This is a genomic window from Streptomyces sp. NPDC001536, assembly GCF_042894505.1.
In the GTDB taxonomy this organism is placed as follows: Bacteria; Actinomycetota; Actinomycetes; order Streptomycetales; family Streptomycetaceae; genus Streptomyces.
Map to the genome: position 1 here is coordinate 82,116 of NZ_JBIAVQ010000016.1, position 22,762 is coordinate 104,877.

Genomic DNA, 22,762 nt, shown 5'->3' on the forward strand with positions numbered 1-22,762 from the left:
CGGTGGCATGTCGATGGACTTCAGCATGCCCAAGTCACGGCGACGGTCGCGGGTGTTGAGGACGGCACACTCCATGCTGGCCCTGCTCCAACTCCCCGAGCAGCTCGCGAAGTTGAAGGACGACCCGTCCCTGATCCCCACGGCGGTCGAGGAGTTCCTGCGCTGGGCCTCCGGCAACCGTGGCGAGGCGGACTTCACCGACCCCTACGACCTGGACGTCAACCGGCAGCACAACGACCACGTCACCTTCAGCAAGGGCAGCCCCCATCTGTGCCTGGGCAACCTGCTCACCCGCACCGAGATCCGCATCATGTTCGAGGAGCTCATCCCGAGGATCGCCGACATCAGACTGACCGGCGCCGTCCCCCACGTCCTCTCCAACTTCGTCAACGGCATCAAGAAGCTGCCGGTCGAGGTGACCCTGGCCTGACCCACCCGGTCGGCACGGTGCCTGCCGTCAAGAAGAACGTGACGGCGTAGGTGAAACGCCCCAGGCGCACGGCCTCGTCGAACCGGCCCACGAAGCGGTCCGCGTCCGCCGGATCGAGGTGGCCGCGGGCCGCGGCCGTGTGCGCCCAGGTGCGCAGGCCCATGACGTGGTCGACCGCCGACGGATCGCGGACGACCAGCGTGCGAGCCTCCACCGTGATGTCGTCGAGGCCGCGCGCCGCGAGGAGGCCGCCGTGCCGGTGGGCCAGTGTGCCGTTGCGCAGCAGCACGTCGGCACGGAAGCGCAGCACCCGGCGGGCGAGGTCCTGGTCGTCGATGTCGAGGACCTGGGTGTCGTAGTCGGGGTCCGCGAGCGCGACCCGGCCACCGGGACGGACCACCCGCAGCAGTTCGTCCAGCACCCGGTCGGGATCGGCGACATGCTGGAGGACACGATCGGCCCAGACACCGTCGAACCGGCCCGCGCCGAACGGCAGTCGGTGGCCGTCCGCGACGAAGGTATGCGCCAGCCCTCGCGCCCGCGCCTGCGCGGCCATCGTCAAGGAGGTGTCGACCGCGACGACTTCGGTCCCCCAACGCGAGCGCAGCGCCTGCGCCGCGTCGCCGGTACCCGCTCCGACCTCCAGGAACAGTCCGCCCGCCACGGGGTGCAGCAACTCCTGCAACCGCTGCTTGTACGCGGCGTAGAACGGCTCCGCGGCCACCCGGTCCAGAACCCGCACCCAGTCGCCGGGCCGGGGCTGCGAGTCCACCGACGTGAAGCCATGGGCAACACCGGGATCGTTCATACGAGCACGCTAATGCCCTGCGCGGTGCGTCAGGCGGGTTCCGCCGTGGTCCCGCGCAGGACGAGCCGTGGGTTGAGGACGACCTCGCGGGGTTCGGTGCGGTCCTGGTCGAGGCGTTCGACGGCCGCGGTCACGGCGTGCCGGGCCTGCTCGCGGGCGCCCTGGCTGACGGTGGTCAGGTTGAAGCAGCTCAGCCGGGAGAGCGTGTCGTCGTCGTAGCCGACCACGGAGACCCGGCCGGGGACGGAGACGCCGGCGCGGGCGAGGGCGGCGAGGACGCCGATAGCGCACTGGTCGTTGAACGCCACGACCGCGGTGGGGAGTTGAGGGCCGTCGAGGAGGTGGCGGGCGGCGCGTTCGCCGGCCGCCTCGGTGTGGTCGCCGGTGAGGACGCGGATGTGCTCGTCCAGACCGTGGCGGCGCATCGCGGTGCGGTAGCCGCGGCGGCGGTCGGTGGCGATGACGCCCTTGCCGCCGTCGACGTAGGTGATCTCTCGGTGGCCGAGCCCGACCAGGTGGTCGACGATCTGGCCGACACCGTCGTCGTCCGCGGTGCGTACGACGTCCAGGGCGGCGTCGGCGATCCGGCGGCCGACCGCGATGACGGGGGCCTTGTTGTCGAGGGTCGCGAGCACGTCCGCGGGCGAGGTCGGGCCGAGGAGGATCAGCGCCTCGCTGCGGAAGGCCAGCAGTGTCTCCACGGCGGTCTGCTCGTCACGGGTGCGGGTCAGAGTGGACAGGACGAGGTCGTAGCCGACGTCCTCGGCCGCGGTGTGCAGGTGCTCGACGAGTTCGGCGTGGAAGGGGCTGTGGATGTCGACCATGACGCCGAGCAGTCGACTGCGCCGGCTGGCCAGGGTGCTGGCGGTGCGGTCCACCTGGTAGCCGAGGTCGGCCGCCGCTTTCAGGACACGCTGCCGGGTCCGCTCGCTCGGTCCCGGCACGCCGCGCAGCACCAGGGAGACGGATGCCGTGGAGACGCCCACCCGGGCGGCCACGTCCTCCAGCCTGGGGCGTTTGTGCGTGCCGTTCCGGTGACGCGCGGATTCGCCGTCGTCCACCTGTGCCTCCCCGCGGTAAATCTCCTCGTGCAACACCCTTGACACCCTCGCGAAACAAGGCTGATAGTACCAGGACTTAAAGCGCTTTAAATTGTCCTGATGTTCCAACGAAGTCATCCGGAGAGCGCGGCAGCCATCCCTACTGCCCGCGCCGTCCCGACTCCGCCTCCAGGCGCCACCACGCCCCTGGAAACGGCCATGTCCGGCCCGTCCGGCGGACGGTGATCCACCCTCCCCTCCCAGTTCTGCACAGTGAGGTGCACGCAGCATGAGCCGCACGTCTCTCCCCCGTTCCCGCAGAATCGCCCCCGCCGTGGCCGTGGCCGCCGCGGCCGCCCTGACCCTCGCCGGCTGCTCCAGCAGCTCCGGGGGCAAAAAGGCCGAGGAGAGCGCCGCGGGTGTCTCCGCCGGCAAGGCCGACACCCCCCGTCTGACCATCGCGCTGGTCACCCACGCGCCCTCCGGTGACACCTTCTGGGACACCATCCGCAAGGGCGCCGAGGCCGCCGCCGCGAAGGACAACATCAAGCTCATCTACTCCAACGACGAGACCGCCTCCGACCAGGCCGCCCTGGTCCAGAACGCCATCGACCAGAAGGTCGACGGCATCGCCGTCACCCTCGCCAAGCCCGACGCGCTCAAGGACGTCGTCGCCAAGGCGGAGAAGGCCGGCATCCCGGTGGTCGGCCTCAACGCGGGGCTGGACGTCTGGAAGGAGCAGGGCCTGCTGTCGTTCTTCGGCCAGGACGAGGCGATCTCCGGCGAGGCGCTCGGCAAGAAGATCGACGGCACCGGCGTCAAGCACGCCCTGTGCGTCATCCAGGCCCAGGGAGCCGTCAACCTCGAACAGCGCTGCGCCGGCGTGAAGAAGGCCTTCAGCGGCAAGACCGACATCCTCTACGTCAACGGCACCGACATGCCGTCCGTGAAGTCGACCATCACGGCGAAGCTGAAGCAGGACAGCTCCATCGACGAGGTCGTCACGCTGGGCGCGCCGATCGCGCTGACCGCCGTGCAGGCGGTGGACGAGACCGGCAGCAAGGCGAAGATCGCCACCTTCGACCTCAACAAGGACCTGGTCAAGGCGATCGAGGCCGGCGACATCCAGTTCGCCGTCGACCAGCAGCCCTACCTCCAGGGTTACCTGGCCGTCGACTCCCTCTGGCTCTACAAGAACAACGGCAACTTCAGCGGCGGCGGTGAGCAGCCGGTGCTGACCGGTCCGGCCTTCGTCGACAAGTCCAACGTCAAGTCCGTCGCCGGGTTCGCCGCGAAGGGCACCCGGTGATGAGCATGACCCAGCATGCCGAGCCGGCGGTCACCACACCGCCGGCCCCCGGCCCCAAGGAGACCGACGGGCGCACCGCACAGCGCCCGACGGCGCTCAGGCTGCTCGCCCGACCCGAGGTGGGCGTTTTCCTCGGCGCCCTCGCGGTGCTGGTCTTCTTCCTGGTCACGGCGCCGCCGGTGCGCGACGCCGGCTCCATGGCCAACATCCTGTACCAGTCCTCCACCATCGGGATCATGGCCCTCCCGGTCGCGCTGCTGATGATCGGCGGCGAGTTCGACCTCTCCTCCGGCGTCGCGGTCATCGCCTCGGCGCTCACCGCGGCCATGATCAGTTACCAGCTGTCGATGAACGTGTGGGTGGGCGTGATCCTCGCCCTGGCGATGTCCCTCGCGGTCGGCTTCCTCAATGGCTGGCTGCTCGTCAGGACCGGGCTGCCGAGCTTCCTGATCACTCTCGGCACGTTCCTGATCCTCCAGGGTGTCAACCTCGCGGTGACCAAGCTGATCACCGGCAACGTGGCCACGGACGACATCAGCGACATGGACGGCTTCAGCCAGGCCAAGGCGCTGTTCGCCTCGTCCTTCGAGGTCGGCGGCGTGCAGGTGAAGATCACCGTGGTGTGGTGGCTGGTCTTCGCGGCCCTGGCGACCTGGGTGCTGCTGCGTACCCGCTACGGCAACTGGATCTTCGCCGTCGGCGGCAACAAGGACTCCGCACGAGCCGTCGGCGTGCCCGTGACCTTCACGAAGATCTCCCTGTTCATGCTGGTCGGCTTCGGAGCCTGGTTCGTCGGCATGCACCAGCTGTTCGCCTTCAACACCGTGCAGTCCGGCGAGGGCGTCGGCCAGGAGCTCATCTACATCGCCGCGGCCGTCATCGGAGGCTGTCTCCTCACCGGCGGCGCCGGCAGCGCCATCGGGCCCGTCTTCGGTGCGTTCATGTTCGGCATGGTGCAGCAGGGCATCGTCTACGCCGGCTGGAACCCGGACTGGTTCAAAGCCTTCCTCGGCGTGATGCTCCTCGGCGCCACACTCATCAATCTGTGGGTCAGCCGCGCGGCGACCCGGAGGTGACCCACCCCATGACAACCACCCACGACAACACGGTCGAAGACGCCCCCGTCGTCGAACTCAAGGCCACGGGCAAGTCGTACGGCAACATCCACGCCCTGCACGGCGTGAGCCTGTCCGTCCACCCCGGCAAGGTCACCTGTGTCCTCGGCGACAACGGCGCCGGCAAGTCCACCCTGATCAAAATCATTTCCGGGCTGCACCAGCACACCGCCGGCGAGTTCCTCGTCGACGGCGACCCCGTCCGCTTCACCACCCCGCGCGACGCGCTCGACAAGGGCATCGCCACCGTCTACCAGGACCTCGCGACCGTCCCCCTCATGCCGGTGTGGCGCAACTTCTTCCTCGGCTCCGAGATGACCAAGGGCCCCTGGCCGCTGCGTCGCCTCGACATCGAGCAGATGAAGAAGACCGCCGACGAAGAGCTGCGCAACATGGGCATCGTCCTGGACAACCTGGACCAGCCCATCGGCACCCTCTCCGGCGGCCAGCGCCAGTGCGTGGCCATCGCCCGCGCCGTCTACTTCGGCGCCCGCGTCCTCATCCTGGACGAACCCACCGCCGCCCTCGGCGTCAAGCAGTCCGGTGTCGTCCTGAAGTACATCGCCGCCGCCCGCGACCGCGGCCTGGGCGTCATCTTCATCACCCACAACCCCCACCACGCCTACATGGTCGGCGACCACTTCAGCGTCCTGCGCCTCGGCACCCTCGAACTCTCCGCCGAACGCGCCCGCATCACGCTCGAGGAACTCACCAACCACATGGCTGGCGGCGCCGAACTGGCCGCGCTCAAGCACGAGTTGTCCCAGGTCCGCGGCGTCGACACCGAGGAGCTCCCCGAAGAGGAAGACCTCACCGCCATCACCCCGGAAGGCACCCTGTCGTGAAGATCGCCCTCGACCCCTACATGATCCGCAACGTCCCGCTGCTCGAACTGCCCGCCGTGGTAGCCGAGTTGGGCTACGAGTGGATCGAGCTGTCCCCCCGCGAGGACTTCATCCCCTTCTTCCGCCACCCCCGCGTGGACGACGGAACGGTCCGCAAGTTCCGCAAGGCGCTGGACTCGGCGGGCGTCGGCATCTCCTCCCTGCTGCCGCTGTTCCGCTGGTCAGGACCGGACGAGGACGCCCGCCAGGCCGCCGTACGGTACTGGAAGCGCTCCATCCAGATCGCCGCCGACCTCGGAGTGGACAGCATGATCTCGGAGTTCAACGGCCGGCCCGAGGACTCCGACCGCAGCGAGGCGCAGTTCTGGAAGTCCCTGGACGAGCTGCTGCCGGCCTTCGAGCGTGAGGGCATCAAGCTCACCCTGGAGCCGCACCCGGACGACTTCATCGAGAACGGCTTCGACGCGATCAATCTGATCCGGGGCACCAACCACCCCAACGTCACCTTCCTCTACTGCGCCCCGCACACCTTCCACATCGGCAACGACGCCCCCGGCATCATCGAGTACGCGGGCGACCTGCTCACCCACGTCCACCTGGCCGACGCCTTCGACCACACCGCCTCTTCGGGAAACCGCTACATCCTCAACCCGCCCGGCACGACGGCCCGTATCCACCAGCACCTGGACATGGGCGAGGGCGAGGTCGACTTCGGCGAGCTCTTCCACGAGCTGCGCACCCATGGGTTCGACGGCACGCTGACCGCCTGCGTCTTCGCGTGGGAGGAACGGGCCAAGGAGTCGTCGGTGTTCATGCGCGAAAAGATCGCGGAGTACCTGGGTGCCTCGCAGTAGCCGCTCTTTCACATCCATTTTTTAAAGCGCTTTAAAGCAGAGAAGGGATACCCAGCGTGAGGCCGTTCGAAGTCCTGACCATGGGCCGCGTCGGAGTGGATGTGTATCCGCTCCAGATCGGCGTGGGACTGGCGGAGGTCACCTCGTTCGGCAAGTACCTGGGCGGCAGCCCGACGAACGTGGCGGTGGCCGCCGCGCGGTACGGCCGGACCTCCGCGGTGATCACGAAGACGGGCCGAGACCCGTTGGGAGCCTTCGTGCGGTCGGCTCTGGACGGGTACGGGGTGGACGCTCGGTTCGTGGGGACGTCGGACGTCGCGCCGACGCCGGTGACGTTCTGCGAGATCTTCCCGCCGGATGACTTTCCGCTGTATTTCTACCGGCTGCCGAAGGCTCCCGACCTGGACATCGAGCCGGGTGAGCTGGATCTGGACGCGGTGCGCGATGCGCGGGTCTTCTGGATGACCGGTACCGGTCTGAGCGAGGAGCCGAGCCGGTCGGCCACGCTGGCGGCGCTCGCGCACCGGGCGAAGGCGGGGACGACGGTCTTCGACCTCGACTGGCGGCCCACGTTCTGGACCGACCCCGCCGAGGCCCGTGTCTACTACGCCGAGGCCCTGCGCCACACCACCGTCGCCGTCGGCAACCTCGACGAGTGCGAGGTCGCCACCGGGGAGCGTGAGCCGTACGCGGCCGCGAAGGCGCTGCTCGCCGCGGGTGTGGAACTGGCCGTGGTGAAGCAGGGCCCGAAGGGCGTCCTGGCGATGGACCGGGACAGCTCGACGGCCGAGATCCCGCCGGTGCCGGTGGACGTGGTCAACGGGCTGGGCGCCGGTGACGCCTTCGGCGGAGCGCTGTGCCACGGGCTGCTGTCCGGCTGGGACACCGCTCGCACGGTGTCCTTCGCCAACGCCGCCGGCGCGATCGTCGCGGGCCGGCTGTCCTGCTCCGACGCGATGCCGACCGAGGCCGAGGTCGACGCCAAACTCCGTGAGGCATCCCTCGCGTCCCCCAATGCCTCCCCCGAACGAAAGGCATGACGACGTGCTGTCCGAGAACGTGAGCCGGATCGTGTTCGCCCGGGTGGGCGACCCCGGCGCCATCGCGGCCGCCGCCGCACGCCGGGTGAGAGCGACCTCGCTGCTCGGCGAGCACGGCAAGGCGATGATCATCGCGGCCGACCATCCGGCGCGCGGCGCCAACGGAGTCGGCGGTGACCCGAACGCCATGGCCGACCGGTTCGAGCTGCTGGACCGGCTGTGCATCGCGCTGGAACGCCCGGGTGTGACCGGTGTCCTGGCCACCGCCGACATCCTCGAAGACCTGCTGCTGCTCGGTGTCCTGGACGGCAAGAGCGTGTTCGGTTCCATGAACCGGGCAGGGCTCGCGGGTTCGGTGTTCGAGATCGACGACCGGTTCACCGGTTATGACGCCGTGACGCTCGCCGCGATGGGCTTCGACGGCGGCAAGATGCTCACCCGTATCGCCCTCGACGACCCGGCGACACCGTCCGTCCTGGAGAACACCGCGCAGGCCGTCAATGAGCTGAACGACCGTCAACTCATCGCGATGGTCGAGCCGTTCATGTCGGCATGGCAGGACGGGAAGATCCGCAACGACCTATCCGCCGACGCCGTCGTCAAGTCGATCACGATCGCTGCGGGGCTGGGCCGCCGTACCGCGTACACCTGGCTGAAGTTGCCGGTTGTCGATGGCATGGAGCGCGTTCTGGCTTCGTCGACGCTCCCCGCCCTGTTGCTGGGCGGCGAGGTCAAGGACGCCGAGGCGGCCTTCGCCTCCTGGGGCAAGGCGCTCAAGCAGCCCACCGCGCAAGGCCTGGTCGTCGGCCGCTCCCTGCTCTACCCCGCAGGCGGCGACGTCGCCGGCGCCGTCGACAAGGCGGTGAGTCTGCTGTGACCTCGTCGAGCAAGTACCACCTGCCCAAGGGGACTTCCACCGACGGCCCCTACGACCTCCTGGTCACGCCCGAGTCGGCGAGCTGGGGATACTCCGGCCTCAGGATCCTGACCCTGAAGCCGGGTGAGGCACACGCCCTGTCCACCGGGGATTCCGAGTTCCTGGTCCTGCCGATGACGGGCTCGTGCACCGTCACCACGGACGGCAGGGCCTTCGAACTCGCCGGTCGGACAGGCGTGTTCGCCTCGGTCACCGACTTCGCGTATCTCCCCCGCGAGTCGGAGACCCTCATCAGCAGCGCGACCGGCGGACGGTTCGCGCTGCCGTCCGCCCGTACCGAGCGCGGTGGCCTCTCCGCTCGGTACGGGCGGGCCGAGGACGTGCCTGTGGAGCTGCGCGGGGCGGGCGCCTGCTCCCGGCAGGTCAACAACTACTGCCTGCCGGGGACGTTCGAGGCCGACCAGCTGTTGGTGTGCGAGGTGCTCACACCCGGCGGCAACTGGTCGTCGTATCCCCCGCACAAGCACGACGAGGCACGGCCCGGCGTCGAGTCACAGCTGGAGGAGATCTACTACTTCGAGGTCTCCGGCGAGAACGGCTTCGGCTATCAGCGGGTCTACGGCACTGCCGAGCGGCCCATCGACGTGCTCGCCGAGGTGCGCTCCGGCGACACCGTCCTGATCCCGCACGGCTGGCACGGTCCATCCATCGCCGCGCCGGGCTACGACCTCTACTACCTCAACGTCATGGCCGGTCCGGGACAGGACCGTGCCTGGCTGATCTGCGACGACCCCGCCCACGGCTGGGTGCGTGGGACATGGGAGTCCCAGGACGTCGACGACCGCTTGCCCTTCGGAGAGAACCGATGAACACCGTCCGACTCACCACCGCGCAGGCCTTGGTGCGGTTCCTGGCCCAGCAATACAGCGAGCGCGACGGCCAGGAGCAGCGGCTGATCCCCGGAGTGTGGGGGATCTTCGGGCACGGCAATGTGGCCGGGATCGGGCAGGCGCTGCTCCAAGCCGCGGTGACCAAGGAAGCCGATCTGCCGTACTACCTGGCCCGCAACGAGCAGGGCATGGTCCACGCGTCAGTGGCCTACGCGAAGATGCGGGACCGGTTGGCGTCCTTCGCCTGCACCGCGTCCACCGGCCCGGGTTCCACCAACATGATCACCGGCGCGGCGCTGGCGACCACCAACCGGCTGCCGGTGCTGTTGCTGCCGTCCGACATGTTCGCCACTCGCGCCGCCGACCCGGTCCTCCAGCAGCTGGAGGACACCCGGGGCGGGGACGTCACCGTCAACGACGCCTTCCGCGCCGTATCCAAGTACTTCGACCGCATCCAGCGGCCCGAGCAGCTAATCCCGGCCGCCCTCGCGGCGATGCGGGTGCTGACCGACCCGGTCGAGACAGGTGCCGTCACCCTCGCCCTGCCGCAGGACGTGCAGGCCGAGGCCTACGACTGGCCGGTCGACTTCTTCCGGCGCCGGGTCTGGCACGTGGGCCGGCCGGTGCCCGAGCCCGCCGCCGTCGAGCGGGCCGCGCGTCTGCTCCGCAACGCGAGGAAGCCGTTGATCGTGGCCGGCGGCGGGACCGTGTACTCCGGCGCCGAGACTGCCCTGCGGGCCTTCGCCGAGGCCACCGGGATTCCGGTCGCCGACACCCACGCCGGCAAGGGCGCGGTGCCGTGGGACCATCCCTACGCGGTCGGCGGCATCGGGTCGACGGGATCGCACGCCGCCAACGAGCTGGCGAAGGACGCCGACGTGGTGCTCGGCATCGGTACCCGGTACTCCGACTTCACCACCGCCAGCCACACCGTCTTCGGCAACCCGGACGTCACCTTCATCAACCTCAACGTCGCCCGCCTCGACGCCGTCAAGCACTCCGCCGAACCCCTGGTCGCGGATGCGCGGCTCGGCATCGAAGCGCTGGCGGGGACGCTCACGGACTGGGAAGTGGACCAGGAATACCGCGACCGCACCCGCCAACTGATCGCCCGTACACGGGAGATCGAGGAGGAATGCTTCGCGCCTGACCGCAATACCGGCCCGCTGCCGGCGCAGACCCAGGTCCTCGGTGCCCTCAATGACGTCGTCGACGACCGGGCCGTGGTCATCAACGCCGCCGGCTCCATGCCCGGCGACCTGCAACAGCTCTGGCGGGCCCGCGACCCGAAGGCCTACCACGTCGAGTACGCCTACTCCTGCATGGGCTACGAGGTCGCCGCCGGCGTCGGTGCCAAGATGGCCGACCCGTCGCGCGAGGTCGTCGTCCTGGTCGGTGACGGCTCGTATCTGATGATGGCTCAGGAGATCGTCACGATGGTCTCCGAGGGCCTCAAGGTCATCATCGTGCTCGTCCAGAACCACGGGTTCGCCTCCATCGGCGCCCTGTCCGAATCACTCGGCTCCCAGCGCTTCGGCACCAAATACCGCTACCGCGACGGCGATTCAGGCCAGCTCGACGGCGACGTCCTACCCGTCGACCTCGCCGCCAACGCCTCCTCGCTGGGCGCCGACGTCCTGCACGCCACCACCGTCGACGAATTCCGCACCGCGATGGAGAAGGCCAAGGCCGCCTCGCGCACCACCGTCGTCCACGTCGAGACCGACCTCTATGGGCCCAACCCGCCCGGCCACGGCTGGTGGGACGTCCCCGTCAGCGCAGTCTCCGCCCTCGACACCACCCGCACCGCCTATGACACCTACGCCTCCCACAAGCAGAACCAGCGCCACTACCTGTAAGGAACCCGCTCCCGTGAACACCATTCCCCACTGGATCAACGGCTCCCCCACACCGGGCTCCGCCACCACGAGTCAGCCGGTCTTCAACCCGGCCACCGGGCAGGCGCAGGCGCAGGTCGTCCTCGGCGGTGCCGCCGACGTGGACACCGCCGTCGCCGCGGCCGCCAAGGCCTTCGAGGCCTGGTCCGACTCGTCGCTCACGCAGCGCACCCAGGTGATGTTCGCCTTCCGGCAGTTGCTCGTCGAGCACGAGGAGGAGCTGGGCCGGATCATCTCCGCCGAGCACGGCAAGACCGTCGACGACGCCCGCGGCGAGATCACCCGAGGACGCGAGGTCGTCGAGTTCGCCTGCGGCCTCGGCGACGTCCTCAAGGGCTCCTTCTCCGACCAGGTCTCCCGCGGCATCGACGTCCACAACTTCCGCCAGCCCCTCGGCGTCGTCGCCGGCATCACCCCGTTCAACTTCCCCGCCATGGTGCCGCTGTGGATGCACCCCATCGCCATCGCCACCGGCAACACGTTCATTCTGAAGCCCAGCGAGCGGGACCCATCGGCGGCGAACTTCGTCGCTGACCTCTACAGGAAGGCGGGTCTGCCGGACGGCGTCTTCAACGTCGTCCACGGCGGCAAGGACGCGGTCGACGCGATCCTCACCCACCCCGGCATCGAGGCCGTCTCCTTCGTCGGATCGACTCCCATCGCCAAGTACGTCCACGAGACGGCCACTTCGCACGGCAAGCGCGTCCAGGCCCTCGGCGGCGCCAAGAACCACGCCGTCGTCCTGCCCGACGCCGACCTCGAATTCGCCGCCAACCACATCACCGCCGGCGCCTACGGCTCCGCCGGCGAACGCTGCATGGCCGTCTCCGTCGCCGTAGCCGTCGGAGACGCCGCCGACGGACTCGTCGAGATCCTGGAACGCAAGGCCCGCGAAGTGAAGATCGGCCCCGGCGACCAGCCCGGCACCGACATGGGCCCCCTCGTCACCAAGGCCGCCCAGGAACGCGTCGAGAACGCCGTCGCCACCGCCGCCGCCCAGGGCGCCACCCTCGTCGTCGACGGCCGCGGCCTCAAGGTCGACGGCCACGAGAACGGCTTCTTCACCGGCCCCTCGCTCCTCGACCACGTCACCACCGACATGGACGCCTACCAGGAAGAACTCTTCGGCCCCGTCCTCGCGATCCTCCGGGTCGACACCCTGGACGAGGCGATCAACGTCATCAACGCCAACCCCTACGGCAACGGCACCGCCCTGTTCACCGCCTCCGGCGAAGCCGCCCGCCGCTTCCAGCGCACCATCCACGTCGGCATGATCGGCATCAACGTCCCCGTGCCCGTGCCGATGTCGTACTACTCCTTCGGCGGCTGGAAGGACTCCCTCATCGGCGACAACCCGATCCACGGCCCCGAAGGCATCCGCTTCTACACCCGCCCCAAGGTCGTCACCACCCGCTGGCCCCAGCAGGCCCAGTCCATCACCGCCGGCTTCGACTTCCCCACCTCCAGCTGATCTCTCCCCCTAAGGACACGTCATGACCTCGTCCAGCAAGCCGATCTCCGTCGCCGTGATCGGTGCGGGTATGGCCGGTCGCAGTCACGCCGCCGGTTATCGCAATGTCAACACGGTCTTCGGGGCCGGGCTGCCGCCGGTGCGGCTGGCCGCGATAGCCGATGCCAATGGGGCGCTCGGCGAGGACGCCGCCCGGCGTTACGGCTTCGAAAAGGCGCTGCCGAGTTGGGAGGCGGTCGCCGAGGACCCGTCGATCGACGCGGTCAGCATCGTCGTAGGAAATGCTCTGCACCGTCCGATCGCGGAGGCGCTGGTCGCCGCCGGCAAGCATGTGCTGTGCGAGAAGCCGCTGGCCGGGTCGCTCGAAGACGCCCGTGCGATGGCCGAGTTGGAGCGTTCCGCCGGGGTCGTGACCGCGGTCGGGTACACCTTCCGTCGTTCGCCCGGCATCGCCGCGATTCGTGAGCATGTGCAGCGGGGCGAGTTGGGGGATCTGACGCTCTTCAGCGGTCGCTACTGGTGTGACTACGCGACCGACCCGAACGGGCCGTTGAGCTGGCGGTTCAAGGGTGGTGCCGGTTCGGGTGCGCTCGGGGACGTCGGCTCGCACGTGATCGATGCCGCGGAGTATGTCGCCGGGCCCATCGTGTCGGTGTCCGGTGCCGCGCTGTCGACGCAGATCACCAAGCGGCCACTACCGCTGGGGGCGGTCGTCGGGCACAACGCGGCTCCTGTGTCTGATGAGTTCGGCGAGGTCGAGAACGAGGACACCGCGTCCTTCACGGCTCGTTTCGAGTCGGGGCTCGTCGGCACGTTCTCGGTGACGCGCACCGGGTTCGGGCTGCCCAACGGGCTGTTCTTCGACGTGCTGGGCGTCGGCGGCCGGGCCGCGTTCGATCAGCACCGGCCCGCCGAGTACCTCTTCGACGACGCGCAGCCCGAGGCGCGGACGCGCGGTGCCCGGCAGATCATCGCCGGTCCGCAGATGCCGTACTTCGCGGGCGGTGTGCCGATGGAGGCTCCGGGTGTGGGCGCCAGTAACGGCGACAACTTCACGTACCAGGCGCGGGCCTTCCTCGACCAGGTCGCGGGCGTCACCGAGCCGCTGCCGGCCTGCGCCACCTTCGCCGACGCGCTGCGGACGATGGAGATCATCCGGGCTGTCGTCGAGTCCTCCGAGAACGGTGGCGCCGCCGTCACGGTTCCAGCCGTCGCCTGACCCCCCCCACACTTATCCAAGGAGTACTCGCATGGCTCTCAAGCTCGGTGCCTACACCGCCTGTCTGCACGACCGCCCGCTGGCCGAGGCCCTCGACATCCTCAAGGAGAACGGGCTGACCTCCGTGGAGGTCAACACCGGTGGCTTCATCCCCTCCCCGCACTGCCCGGTCGACCTGCTGCTGTCCTCGGCCGCCGCGCGCGAGGAGTACCTGGCGAGCTTCGCCGACCGCGGGATGGAGCTGACCGGCCTCAACTGCAACGGCAACCCGCTCAACCCTCTTCCCGGGGTGGGTCCCAAGCACGCCGACGACCTGCGCCGCACCATCCGCCTCGCGGGCCTGCTCGGCATCAGGCATGTCGTCACCATGTCCGGTACGCCCGGCTCCGACCCTGACGCCAAGTACCCCTCCTGGGTGGTGAACCCGTGGGACGGCGTCTACATGGACGTCCTCGACTACCAGTGGGGGGTGGCCGTGGAGTTCTGGAAGGAGATCGACGCGCTGGCCCGGGAGAACGACGTCCGGGTCGCGATCGAGATGCACCCGCACAACCTCGTCTTCTCGCCGGTCACGCTGAAGCGGCTGGTCGACGCGGGTCAACTGACCAACGTGGGCGCCGAGATGGACCCGTCCCACCTGATGTGGCAGGGCATGGACGTCATCGCCTCCATCAAGTGGCTGGGGCCGCTGGTGTTCCACGCGGCCGCGAAGGACGCGACGCTCTGCCCGGGCGCCGACATCCGCGGTGTCCTGGACACGTCGTTCACACGCGTGCCGGCCGATGCCGACGGCAAGGTGCCGACCGGTTACGGCTTCTGGTGCAACGCGTGGCCCGAGAACCCGGCGTGGAAGTTCGTCGCCGTCGGCCTCGGCAACGACGTTCCCTTCTGGACGGAGTTCCTGGCCGCCCTCGCCGAGATCGACCCGGACATGGCGGTGAACATCGAGCACGAGGACGCCGCCTACTCGCAGACCGAGGGGCTGGCTCTGGCGGCGAAGAACCTGCACAGCGCCGCGTCGGCTCTCTGACCGACTCGCGGTCCCGCATGAGCCCCCGCGTGGGGGCTCATGCGGGACCGCCGTTCAGTCGCCCTTCGTCACCGCCGCGTCGAGGAGGGGGCCCAGTTCCCGCGCGACGGTCGTCAGGGCGCGGACGTCCCGTTCGGCCCGGGCGATGAGGAGGGCCCCTTCCAGACTGCTGATCATGAGCGTCGCGAGAGCTCCGGTCCGTTGCTCGGGTACGCCCATGCCGGCCAGCGCCTGCGCCACGGGTCCGGTCCAGGTGGCGAAGGCGGCGGACGCGGCCTCCCGCGTGGACTCGGTGGACTCCGCGCAGTCGATCGTGGCGGCGGCGACGGGGCAGCCGCCCGCGAAGCCGTCGGTCTCGTACTCGTCGGTCCACTGCCGCACCATCTCGGCGAACAGCCCGCTGGGCGTCGGCTCGTCCAGCGCCGCGAGGAAACGGGCGACGCGTTTGCCCGCGTACCGGCCCGCCCAGCCGACCGCCTCATTGACCAGCTGTTCCTTGCCGCCCGGGAAGTAGTGCTGGAGCGAGCCGCGCGGCGCGCCGGCGTGGGCGGCGACCTCGCGCATGCCGGTGGCGGCGACCCCGTCGCGCCGGATGAGCTGGGCCGCGCTGAAAACCATCCGCTCGCGCGGTCCTCGTTCGGACATCGTCGTCGGTCTCCCCGTACGTCGTGGGCTGCGCCGCTCACTCTATGACCGCTGTCATAACGACGGCTACTATGACCGCTGTCATAGCAGGAAGCAGCATGGCTCGGCTTCGGGGTGAGCCGGGAAAGGCGGCGCCTCGTGTACGTCGGTTTCGTCGGCCTCGGGCTCATGGGGCAGCCCATGGCGCTCAACCTGGTCCGCGCCGGGACTCCCCTCGTCGTCTGGAACCGCACACCCGGGCGTTGCGCACCCCTGCGCGCCGCGGGAGCGGAGGTCGCGGCGAGCGCGGCCGAGGTCTTCGACCGTGCGGGGACCGTGATCCTGATGCTGGCCGACGAGGCCGCCATGGACACGGTCCTGGGACGCGGCACCCCGGACTTCGCAGCCCGCGTCGCCGGGCACACTGTGGTCCACATGGGCACGACGTCGGCCGAGTACTCCAGCGGCCTGGAGGACGACGTCCGGGCGGCGGGCGGCCGCTATGTGGAGGCGCCCGTGTCCGGTTCCCGCGCCCCGGCCGAGCGGGGCGAGCTGGTGGGGATGCTGGCCGGTGACGACGACGCCGTGGCGGCCGTACGACCCCTGCTGACGCCCGTGTGCCGGGAGACGTTCGTGTGCGGTGCGGTGCCCGGCGCGCTGCTGATGAAGTTCTCGGTGAACCTGTTCCTGATCACCCTGGTCACCGGGCTGACCGAGGCGTTCCACTTCGCCGACCGGCACGGACTCGACCAGCGTCTGCTCCGGGACGTCCTGGACGCGGGGCCGATGGCCAGCGCCGTCTCGCGCATGAAGGCGCCCAAGCTGCTGGACCGCGACTTCACCGCCCAGGCGGCCGCCGCGGACGTACTGAAGAACAACCTGCTGATCGCGGAGGCGGCGCGCAAGGCCGACATCGCCTCCCCGCTCCTCGACGTCTGTCACGCCCTCTTCGGCGAGACGGTCGACCAGGGCCACGGCGGTGCGGACATGGTGGCCGTGCTGCACGCGCTCGAGTCCCGCACCGCGCAAGGTGTCCGGGGGGAACCGGAGGCCGGGCCGGAAGCGTTGTGATGAGGGAGTGGAGGGCTGGCCCTGACTCTCCGCCGGAGCGAATGAGGATGACCACATGAGTGACAAGGCCCGGATCCTGTTCGAAGCGCTCGACCTCGATCGGAACGGGACTCTGACCCGGCAGGAGGTCATCATCGCCCTGCGGACGAAGGGGCCGACGCTCGCCGCGTCCGGGACCCTGCCGTCCTGGGCCGTGGGGGACGCCGACGCCTCCTCCGCCCTGTTCGACGCCGCCGACCAGAACGGGGACGCCGTTCTGACGCTGGAGGAGTTCGCCGCCGTGGTGGACCGCCGCTTCGGCTGGCGCTGACGCCGGTCTACGAGGCCGTGTGCGGCTTCACCAGGCCGCTCTGGTAGGCGATGACGACGAGTTGCGCGCGGTCGCGGGCGTCGAGTTTGGTCATGGCTCGTTGGATGTGGCTGCGTACGGTCAGCGGGCTCAGGACGAGCCGTTCGGCGATCTCGGCGTTGGACTTGCCGTAGGCGGCCAGGGCCGTGACCTCGCGTTCGCGGTCGGTCAGGGCTTTGACGGCGTCGGGGAGCGCGAGGAAGCCGTCGGTGTCGGGAGTGGCCAGGAAGCGGGTGACCAGGGCCCGGGTGGCGGTGGGCGAGAGCAGGGAGTCGCCGGCCGCCACGGTGCGGATGCTCGACAGCAGTTCCTCGGGGCGAACCCCCTTGCCGAGGAAGCCGCTCGCGCCGGCGCGCAAGGCCTTGGCCACGTTCTCGTCGTTCTCGAACGTGGTGAGGACGAGGACGTGGGTGTCCGACAGCTCGGGCCGGGAGCAGATGGCGGCGGTGGCCGAGACCCCGTCGAGGTTCGGCATCCGGATGTCCATGATGACCACGTCGGGCCGGTGCTCGGCGGTGAGGTCGACGGCTTCCTGACCGTCGGCGGCCTCCGCGACCACGGTCAGGTCCTCGGCCGAGTCGATGAGGATGCGGAAGGTGGCCCGGAGCAGGGCCTGGTCGTCGGCGAGCAGGACACGGATGGTCATGTGGCGGGGCTCTCGTCGTGGGAGTGCGGCGGCGGAGTGTCGTGGGTGTCCGGCGGCAGGGCACCGTGGTGGTGGAGCGGCAGGGTGCAGGCCACCTCGAAGCCGCCGTGCGGACGCCGGCCGGCGTGGAAGGTGCCGCCCGCCGCCGCGGCGCGCTCGCGCATGCCGAGCAGGCCGAAGCCGCCCCCGGACGTGGCGGGGGCCGCTGGTCTGTCCAAGGGAGTGGCGTTGGTGACGGTCAGCGTCAAGTAGTGGGGTGTGTAGGCGAGTCGGACCTGAGCGGTGCGGGTGGCGGCGTGCTTGGTGACGTTGGTGAGCGCTTCCTGGACGATCCGGTAGGCCGTCAGGTCGAGCACGGGCGGCAGCGGTCGCCGCTCTCCCTCGACGGAGACCGTCACCTCCAGTCCGACCATCGCGCAGGCCTCGACCAGGTCGGGCAGTCGGTCCAGGCCCGGCGCGGGGGTGAGGTCGGAGGTGTCGTTGTCCTGGCGCAACATCCCTACGGCGGCCTTGAGTTCGCGCAGCGCCTGCGCGGTGGTCTCCGGCAGCTTGGCGATGATGCCGAGGGCCTGGTCCGGGTGGGTGTGCGCGAGGTGCGCCGCGGTGCCGGCCTGCGCGTCGGCCAGGGTCAGGTGGTGGGCGACCACGTCGTGCAACTCCCGTGCGATGCGCATGCGTTCCTGGATCACCCGGTGCCGTGTCTCCTCCTCCCGCTCGCGGACGGTGTGTTCGGCGCGGGCCACCGCGTACTGACGGCGCACCCGGACATAGGCGCCGAGCGCCGCCGCCAGCATCACCATGGCCACCGGGTTGACGGTCCCGAGGATCGGTGAGTCGCGGAACGACGGGACGAGCAGACCGGTGACGACCATGCCCGCGGCAGCCGCTAGCGCGCTGTTCCAGCTGGTGCGGCGCGGAGTCCGCACGCTGGTGGAGTACTGCGCGACCAGGAGCGGGACCATCACTCCGACGGTCAGGAGATAGCCCAGGGCACCCGTGACCATGGTGCACAGCGTCGTCGCGGCGAGGACGGACAGCGGGCGCTCACGGCGCCAGTGCAGTGCGGCGCAGGCCACGGCGGCGAGCGCGATACCGGGCCACAGGGGCGGGGCCCCGGACAGCACCGCCCGGGTGACGAGGACACTCGCGGCGGTGAGGGCGAACAGCAGGACCAGTGTGGTGGCCTCGACGGCTTGAGGACGGGTCGCCGCCCGCCGCTGCCAGCTGTTGCTCATCGCGCTCCGAGAAAGTGTCGAGGACCGTCATGCTCACACACGACGGACCGCGGCGCCGTCTCGCACGAGGGCGCCGCGGTCCGTCGTACGGGCATCAGATCCGGGCCGGTTCCCGCGGCACCGGCTCGCCGGCCTCGTGGGGCTTCGGCGCGCCGAGTCCGGCGCCCTCCACGTCGACGCGGGGCATCAGCCGGTCGAGCCCGGCGGGCAGCCACCACGCCTTGTCGCCGAGCAGGGCGAGCACCGCGGGCACGAGCGCCATGCGGACGACGAAAGCGTCGAAGAGCACCGCGACGGCGAGCCCGAAGCCCATGGTCTTGATCATCGACTCGTGGGCGCCGATGAATCCGGAGAACACCGCGATCATGATGACCGCCGCGGCGGCGACCACCCGCGCGCTGTGCCGGAAGCCCGTCACGACCGCCTGGGCGGGCCGGTCCCCGTGGACGTACGCCTCCCGCATCCGGGAGACGAGGAAGACCTCGTAGTCCATGGCCAGGCCGAACACGATGCCCACCAGGAAGATCGGCATCAGGCTCATGATCGGACCGGACTGCTCCACCCCGAGCAGTTCCGCGCCCCAGCCCCACTGGAAGACCGCCACGACGGCGCCGAGCGCGGCCAGCACCGACAGCAGGAACCCGAGCGCGGCCTTGAGGGGCACGAGCACGGAACGGAAGACCACCAGCAGCAGGATCAGGGCCAGCACGATGATGACGGCCAGGTAGGGCACGAGCGCGTCCTGGAGGGCCTGGGCGACATCGATGTTCATCGCGGTGTTGCCGGTGACCTCGAACGTCGCCCCCGTCTCCCGCTCCAGTCCCGGGCGCTCGGAACGGATCGACTGGACGAGGTCCTTGGTCCTCTCGTCGTTCGGACCGGTGGCCGGCACCGCGGAGAGCAGGGCGGCGTCACCGGCCTGGTTGAACCGCGCGGGAGAGACGGACACGACCCCGCCGGTCGCGCCGATCTCCTCGGCGATCTCGCTCACGGCCGCCTTGGGTTCGGCGGCGTCCTTGACGTCGACCACGATCGTCAGCGGCCCGTTGAAGCCCGCGCCGAAACCGTCCGCGAGCGCGTCGTAGGCACGCCGTTCCGTCGAGGAGACGGGCTTGGACTCGTCCCCAGGCATGCCCAGTTCCAGCTGTGCGGCGGGCAGCGCCAGCACCCCCAGACCGGCGACGCACGTCACCAGCACGGCCACGGGGCGGCGCAGCACGAACCGCGCCCACCGGGATCCCCCGTTGTCCGCCGGCGCGGCCGCGGGGCCCTTCTTGCGGATACGGCGGGACAGTACGGCGTCGGGCCACATGCCCAGCAGCGCGGGGACCAGGGTGAGCGCGATCAGCACGGCGACGACCACCGCGCCCGCGGCGCACAGCCCCATCTTGGCCAGCATCGGAACGCCGATGACGGTCAGGCCGGCCAGGGCGATGACGACCGTGAGACCGGCGAACACCACGGCGGAGCCTGCCGTGCCGACGGCGAGGCCCGCCGCCTCCCGCGGTTCGTGTCCGTTGGCGCGCTCCTCCCGGTAGCGGGAGACCACGAAGAGGGCGTAGTCGATACCGACCGCCAGGCCGAGCATCGTGGCGAGCGTGCCGGTGGTCATGGAGAGGCCGAAGGTGCTGCCCAGGGCCATGATGGCGGCCATGCTGACGCCCACGCCGATGATCGCGGTGAGCAGCGGAAGGCCGGCCGCCGCGAGGGAGCCGAAGGTGATCAGCAGGACGACCGCGGCGAGGGCGATGCCGATGGCCTCGGAGGCGCCGCCCGCCGCGGGCTGCGTGGCCAGTGCGGTGCCTCCGACCTCGACCGTGAGTCCGGAGTCGCGGGCCTCGTCGACGGCCTTCTCCAGCGCGGCCTTGTCGGCTTCGCTGAGGTCGGCGGCCTTCACTTCGTAGTCCACCGTGGCGTAGGCGGTGGAGCCGTCCTTGCTCACCGCACCCGCCGTGAACGGGCTTGTGGCGCCCGCGACCTGGGGCTCGTCGGCGGCCTCGGCGACGAGCGACTCGATGGCGGCGCGGTGCTCGGCCGCCGTCACCTTCTGCCCGTCGGGTGCGACGAAGACGATCCGCGCGTTGGCCCCGTTGGCTTCCCCGCCGGGGAAGCGCTCGCCGATCAGGTCGAAGGCCTTCTGCGCCTCGATGCCCGGCATGAAGGACGTGCTGTCGTCGGAGGCGGCGGGCGCCTTGGCGGCGCCCAGGCCGACGGCGCCGAGGACCACGGCCCACAACAGCGCCACGAGCCAGCGCCGCCGGAAGGCGGTCCGGCCCATCCGATACAGGAAGGTAGCCACGAGAAACGGATCTCCAGGTCTGGATTCGGGTAGATCACCAGCCTGGCCGGACAGCAGCACCGAGACATCGTGCCGGTGCTGGCACTCTCCGTTGGTGACGCTGCATGAGCCGGCGCGCTCGAGTCCTCCTCAAGGATGAGCACGGAATGCTGCGTACGTAGGACGCCGGTGAATGGCACGGGCCGTGTCGGAGGAATGGCGGCGTTCCAAGAGGAGTTGGCGCCCCAGCACGGCACCCGGATCCGCGTCGTCGGCGATGCGCTCGATCAGCGTGCGGCCGAACGCGGTAGCCGGTCCACCGCCGGTGCGCCCGGGCCGAGTGGCGGAGGGCCCGAGGTGTGCGCCTCCTGGAATTCCGCCTCCGCCTCGTCGACAAGGACGAGCATGAGACCGGCTCGGTCGCCGAACCGACAAAAGAAGGTCCCCTTCCCTACACCGGCCTCCTTGGCCACGGCCTCCATCGTCACGCACTCGATGCCCTGCTCGACGACCAGACGACGGCCGCGTCCAGGAGACGTTCGCGATTGCGGACGGCGTCGGACCGTTCCATCGCGCCCGTCTCACCCGGCGTTTCCCTCACTGCTCACCGCTCATCCGCGCATACGCGTTCCCGGCACGGAAGTGCCGGAAGCGAGTCGCGCCACCGGTCATCTGCCACAAGGTCCACCGCACGACGACACGGGCATCCGCCCAACCGCTGCCGCCCCGCCCCACCGCCTATTCAGGCAACCGCTCCAGCGCCGCCGAGATCCCCGACCGCCCCACCACATCCATCAGGGCCTGTCCGATCACGGAGACGGGCTCGCGGGCCGGGAGGACCAGGCCGATCTGTTCGGAGCGGACGGGGCGGACCAGCGGGACGGCGTGCATGCCCGCGGGGACGCCGAAGACATGGAGCCAGGCGTAGGGGACGATGCTGGCCCACTGACCGGCCCTGACCTGGGCGAACAGGGAGGCGATCGAGTCGGTCTCCACGCGTGGGGTGACGGAGACGCCGACGGTCGCGAACACCGCGTCGAGGACCTGGCGCCCCTGCATCATCGGGTCCAGCAGGCACAGGGGGTACTGGGCGGCTTCCTCCCACGAGATGTCCACGGGCCCGGTGTCGGGGGCGGAGCGCTGGGTCAGCAGGACGTGGCGTTCCCGGTACAGCGGGACGAACTTGAAGTCGTGGTCCGCGACGGAGCTCTGGTAGGTCACGGCTGCGTCGAGTTCGTAGGCGCGAAGCCGGTTCACGATGTCCTCGGCCCGCAGGTCGGCGAAGACCTGGACGGTCGCCAGCGGGTTGGCGGCGCAGAACGGCTGGGTGAGCAGCCCCACCGCCGTGGAGGCCGTGGGCACGGTCCCGATCCGCAGCCTGCCGCTGAGGCCGGCCCGCAGTGCCTGGATCTCGCTCTGCATGGCGTCCCGGTCAGCGAGGATCCGCTGGGCCCACAGAACGACCCGCTCGCCCTCCGGGGTGAGCCCGTCGAACCGGCGCCCCCGCTGGACCAGGGGGATGCCGAGCTCCTCCTCCAGCTTCCGGATGCCCTCGGACAGGGCGGGCTGGGAGACGTAGCAGGCCTGCGCCGCCTTCGCGAAGTGGCGGACCCTGGCGAGGGCGACGAGGTACTCGAGTTGGCGCAGCAGCACCCCTCAATGATCCACCGGTCTCCCGCGAATGGGGCGACGACTGCCGCGTGTGATCGGTGCGGCCTATCACGCGATAACAA

Annotated in this window: 21 protein-coding genes and 1 pseudogene; 14 read left to right on the forward strand and 8 right to left on the reverse strand. The window is 70.0% G+C overall.

Annotated elements, in window-relative coordinates; translation table 11 throughout:
- Positions 1-67: 67 nt before the first annotated feature.
- Positions 68-430: pseudogene (locus tag ACFY0U_RS35635) on the forward strand (cytochrome P450); the annotation flags it as partial.
- Here ACFY0U_RS35635 and ACFY0U_RS35640 read toward each other — a convergent pair.
- Both ACFY0U_RS35640 and ACFY0U_RS35645 read right to left on the reverse strand, forming a co-directional pair.
- Positions 396-1,238 (reverse strand): methyltransferase domain-containing protein, encoded by an 843-nt coding sequence (locus ACFY0U_RS35640; RefSeq protein WP_388642867.1) that lies wholly within the window; start codon positions 1,236-1,238, stop codon positions 396-398. The pseudogene ACFY0U_RS35635 and the gene ACFY0U_RS35640 sit on opposite strands and share 35 nt — an antisense overlap.
- Before the next feature lie 29 nt (positions 1,239-1,267).
- Entirely contained in the window at positions 1,268-2,299 is a 1,032-nt protein-coding gene (locus ACFY0U_RS35645; RefSeq protein WP_388642869.1) for a LacI family DNA-binding transcriptional regulator, read from the reverse strand.
- Between the two features lie 268 nt (positions 2,300-2,567).
- On the opposite strand from ACFY0U_RS35645, the gene ACFY0U_RS35650 reads away from it, so the two are divergent.
- The 11 genes from ACFY0U_RS35650 to ACFY0U_RS35700 all read left to right on the forward strand — a co-directional run bounded on the left by ACFY0U_RS35650 (position 2,568) and on the right by ACFY0U_RS35700 (position 14,826).
- Entirely contained in the window at positions 2,568-3,587 is a 1,020-nt protein-coding gene (locus tag ACFY0U_RS35650) for a sugar ABC transporter substrate-binding protein (RefSeq protein ID WP_388642871.1), read from the forward strand.
- Entirely contained in the window at positions 3,587-4,663 is a 1,077-nt protein-coding gene (locus tag ACFY0U_RS35655) for an ABC transporter permease (RefSeq protein ID WP_388642873.1), read from the forward strand. Before ACFY0U_RS35650 ends, ACFY0U_RS35655 begins: the two co-directional genes overlap by 1 nt.
- Positions 4,664-4,671: 8 nt before the next feature.
- Complete coding sequence (locus ACFY0U_RS35660) at positions 4,672-5,547, forward strand: ATP-binding cassette domain-containing protein (protein WP_388642874.1); 876 nt, start codon at positions 4,672-4,674, stop codon at positions 5,545-5,547.
- The gene (locus ACFY0U_RS35665) at positions 5,544-6,401 is read left to right on the forward strand and encodes a sugar phosphate isomerase/epimerase family protein (protein WP_388642876.1); all 858 of its coding nucleotides are present in this window, start codon (positions 5,544-5,546) and stop codon (positions 6,399-6,401) included. Before ACFY0U_RS35660 ends, ACFY0U_RS35665 begins: the two co-directional genes overlap by 4 nt.
- Before the next feature lie 80 nt (positions 6,402-6,481).
- Positions 6,482-7,441 carry a 5-dehydro-2-deoxygluconokinase gene (gene iolC, locus ACFY0U_RS35670; RefSeq protein WP_388643210.1) on the forward strand — a complete coding sequence of 320 codons (960 nt, stop codon included), beginning with the start codon at positions 6,482-6,484 and terminating at the stop codon, positions 7,439-7,441.
- Between the two features lie 4 nt (positions 7,442-7,445).
- The gene (locus tag ACFY0U_RS35675) at positions 7,446-8,318 is read left to right on the forward strand and encodes an aldolase (RefSeq protein ID WP_388642878.1); all 873 of its coding nucleotides are present in this window, start codon (positions 7,446-7,448) and stop codon (positions 8,316-8,318) included.
- Positions 8,315-9,187 carry a 5-deoxy-glucuronate isomerase gene (iolB, locus tag ACFY0U_RS35680; protein WP_388642880.1) on the forward strand — a complete coding sequence of 291 codons (873 nt, stop codon included), beginning with the start codon at positions 8,315-8,317 and terminating at the stop codon, positions 9,185-9,187. Before ACFY0U_RS35675 ends, iolB begins: the two co-directional genes overlap by 4 nt.
- Positions 9,184-11,067, forward strand: a complete 1,884-nt coding sequence (gene iolD, locus ACFY0U_RS35685) for a 3D-(3,5/4)-trihydroxycyclohexane-1,2-dione acylhydrolase (decyclizing) (RefSeq protein WP_388642882.1) — start codon at positions 9,184-9,186, stop codon at positions 11,065-11,067. Before iolB ends, iolD begins: the two co-directional genes overlap by 4 nt.
- 13 nt (positions 11,068-11,080) lie before the next feature.
- A complete protein-coding gene (locus ACFY0U_RS35690) occupies positions 11,081-12,577 on the forward strand; it encodes a CoA-acylating methylmalonate-semialdehyde dehydrogenase (protein ID WP_388642883.1) in 1,497 nt (498 codons plus the stop codon).
- Positions 12,578-12,599: 22 nt separating this feature from the next.
- Positions 12,600-13,796 (forward strand): Gfo/Idh/MocA family protein, encoded by a 1,197-nt coding sequence (locus tag ACFY0U_RS35695; protein ID WP_388642884.1) that lies wholly within the window; start codon positions 12,600-12,602, stop codon positions 13,794-13,796.
- Positions 13,797-13,827: 31 nt separating this feature from the next.
- Positions 13,828-14,826, forward strand: a complete 999-nt coding sequence (locus ACFY0U_RS35700; RefSeq protein WP_388642886.1) for a sugar phosphate isomerase/epimerase family protein — start codon at positions 13,828-13,830, stop codon at positions 14,824-14,826.
- Positions 14,827-14,880: 54 nt separating this feature from the next.
- Here the strand turns inward: ACFY0U_RS35700 and ACFY0U_RS35705 are convergent, their stop codons facing one another.
- Complete coding sequence (locus ACFY0U_RS35705) at positions 14,881-15,471, reverse strand: TetR/AcrR family transcriptional regulator (RefSeq protein ID WP_388642889.1); 591 nt, start codon at positions 15,469-15,471, stop codon at positions 14,881-14,883.
- Positions 15,472-15,609: 138 nt separating this feature from the next.
- Between ACFY0U_RS35705 and ACFY0U_RS35710 the strand changes: the two genes are divergently transcribed.
- Both ACFY0U_RS35710 and ACFY0U_RS35715 read left to right on the forward strand, forming a co-directional pair.
- Entirely contained in the window at positions 15,610-16,521 is a 912-nt protein-coding gene (locus tag ACFY0U_RS35710) for an NAD(P)-dependent oxidoreductase (RefSeq protein WP_388642891.1), read from the forward strand.
- Positions 16,522-16,576: 55 nt separating this feature from the next.
- Entirely contained in the window at positions 16,577-16,831 is a 255-nt protein-coding gene (locus tag ACFY0U_RS35715) for an EF-hand domain-containing protein (protein ID WP_388642893.1), read from the forward strand.
- A 7-nt stretch (positions 16,832-16,838) separates the two neighbouring features.
- Here ACFY0U_RS35715 and ACFY0U_RS35720 read toward each other — a convergent pair whose 3' ends face one another.
- The 5 genes from ACFY0U_RS35720 to ACFY0U_RS35740 form a co-directional block, all read right to left on the reverse strand.
- A complete protein-coding gene (locus ACFY0U_RS35720; RefSeq protein WP_388642896.1) occupies positions 16,839-17,516 on the reverse strand; it encodes a response regulator in 678 nt (225 codons plus the stop codon).
- Positions 17,513-18,751 (reverse strand): sensor histidine kinase, encoded by a 1,239-nt coding sequence (locus ACFY0U_RS35725; protein ID WP_388642898.1) that lies wholly within the window; start codon positions 18,749-18,751, stop codon positions 17,513-17,515. The genes ACFY0U_RS35720 and ACFY0U_RS35725 overlap by 4 nt, the downstream gene beginning before the upstream one ends.
- A gap of 94 nt (positions 18,752-18,845) precedes the next feature.
- Entirely contained in the window at positions 18,846-21,050 is a 2,205-nt protein-coding gene (locus ACFY0U_RS35730) for an MMPL family transporter (protein ID WP_388642901.1), read from the reverse strand.
- Positions 21,051-21,316: 266 nt separating this feature from the next.
- Entirely contained in the window at positions 21,317-21,511 is a 195-nt protein-coding gene (locus ACFY0U_RS35735; protein WP_388643212.1) for a TetR family transcriptional regulator, read from the reverse strand.
- 256 nt (positions 21,512-21,767) lie between these two features.
- Positions 21,768-22,682, reverse strand: a complete 915-nt coding sequence (locus ACFY0U_RS35740) for a LysR family transcriptional regulator (RefSeq protein WP_388642904.1) — start codon at positions 22,680-22,682, stop codon at positions 21,768-21,770.
- Between the last annotated feature and the right edge of the window lie 80 nt (positions 22,683-22,762).

Bases quoted from the DNA above. Each gene is read 5' to 3' on its own strand.
- ACFY0U_RS35640 (WP_388642867.1), bottom strand. From the start codon at position 1,238: ATGAACGATCCCGGTGTTGCCCATGGCTTCACGTCGGTGGACTCGCAG.
- ACFY0U_RS35650 (WP_388642871.1), top strand. From the start codon at position 2,568: ATGAGCCGCACGTCTCTCCCCCGTTCCCGCAGAATCGCCCCCGCCGTG.
- ACFY0U_RS35655 (WP_388642873.1), top strand. From the start codon at position 3,587: ATGAGCATGACCCAGCATGCCGAGCCGGCGGTCACCACACCGCCGGCC.
- ACFY0U_RS35660 (WP_388642874.1), top strand. From the start codon at position 4,672: ATGACAACCACCCACGACAACACGGTCGAAGACGCCCCCGTCGTCGAA.
- iolC (WP_388643210.1), top strand. From the start codon at position 6,482: ATGGGCCGCGTCGGAGTGGATGTGTATCCGCTCCAGATCGGCGTGGGA.
- iolD (WP_388642882.1), top strand. From the start codon at position 9,184: ATGAACACCGTCCGACTCACCACCGCGCAGGCCTTGGTGCGGTTCCTG.
- ACFY0U_RS35695 (WP_388642884.1), top strand. From the start codon at position 12,600: ATGACCTCGTCCAGCAAGCCGATCTCCGTCGCCGTGATCGGTGCGGGT.
- ACFY0U_RS35700 (WP_388642886.1), top strand. From the start codon at position 13,828: ATGGCTCTCAAGCTCGGTGCCTACACCGCCTGTCTGCACGACCGCCCG.
- ACFY0U_RS35705 (WP_388642889.1), bottom strand. From the start codon at position 15,471: ATGTCCGAACGAGGACCGCGCGAGCGGATGGTTTTCAGCGCGGCCCAG.
- ACFY0U_RS35715 (WP_388642893.1), top strand. From the start codon at position 16,577: ATGAGTGACAAGGCCCGGATCCTGTTCGAAGCGCTCGACCTCGATCGG.
- ACFY0U_RS35720 (WP_388642896.1), bottom strand. From the start codon at position 17,516: ATGACCATCCGTGTCCTGCTCGCCGACGACCAGGCCCTGCTCCGGGCC.
- ACFY0U_RS35725 (WP_388642898.1), bottom strand. From the start codon at position 18,751: ATGAGCAACAGCTGGCAGCGGCGGGCGGCGACCCGTCCTCAAGCCGTC.
- ACFY0U_RS35735 (WP_388643212.1), bottom strand. From the start codon at position 21,511: ATGGAGGCCGTGGCCAAGGAGGCCGGTGTAGGGAAGGGGACCTTCTTT.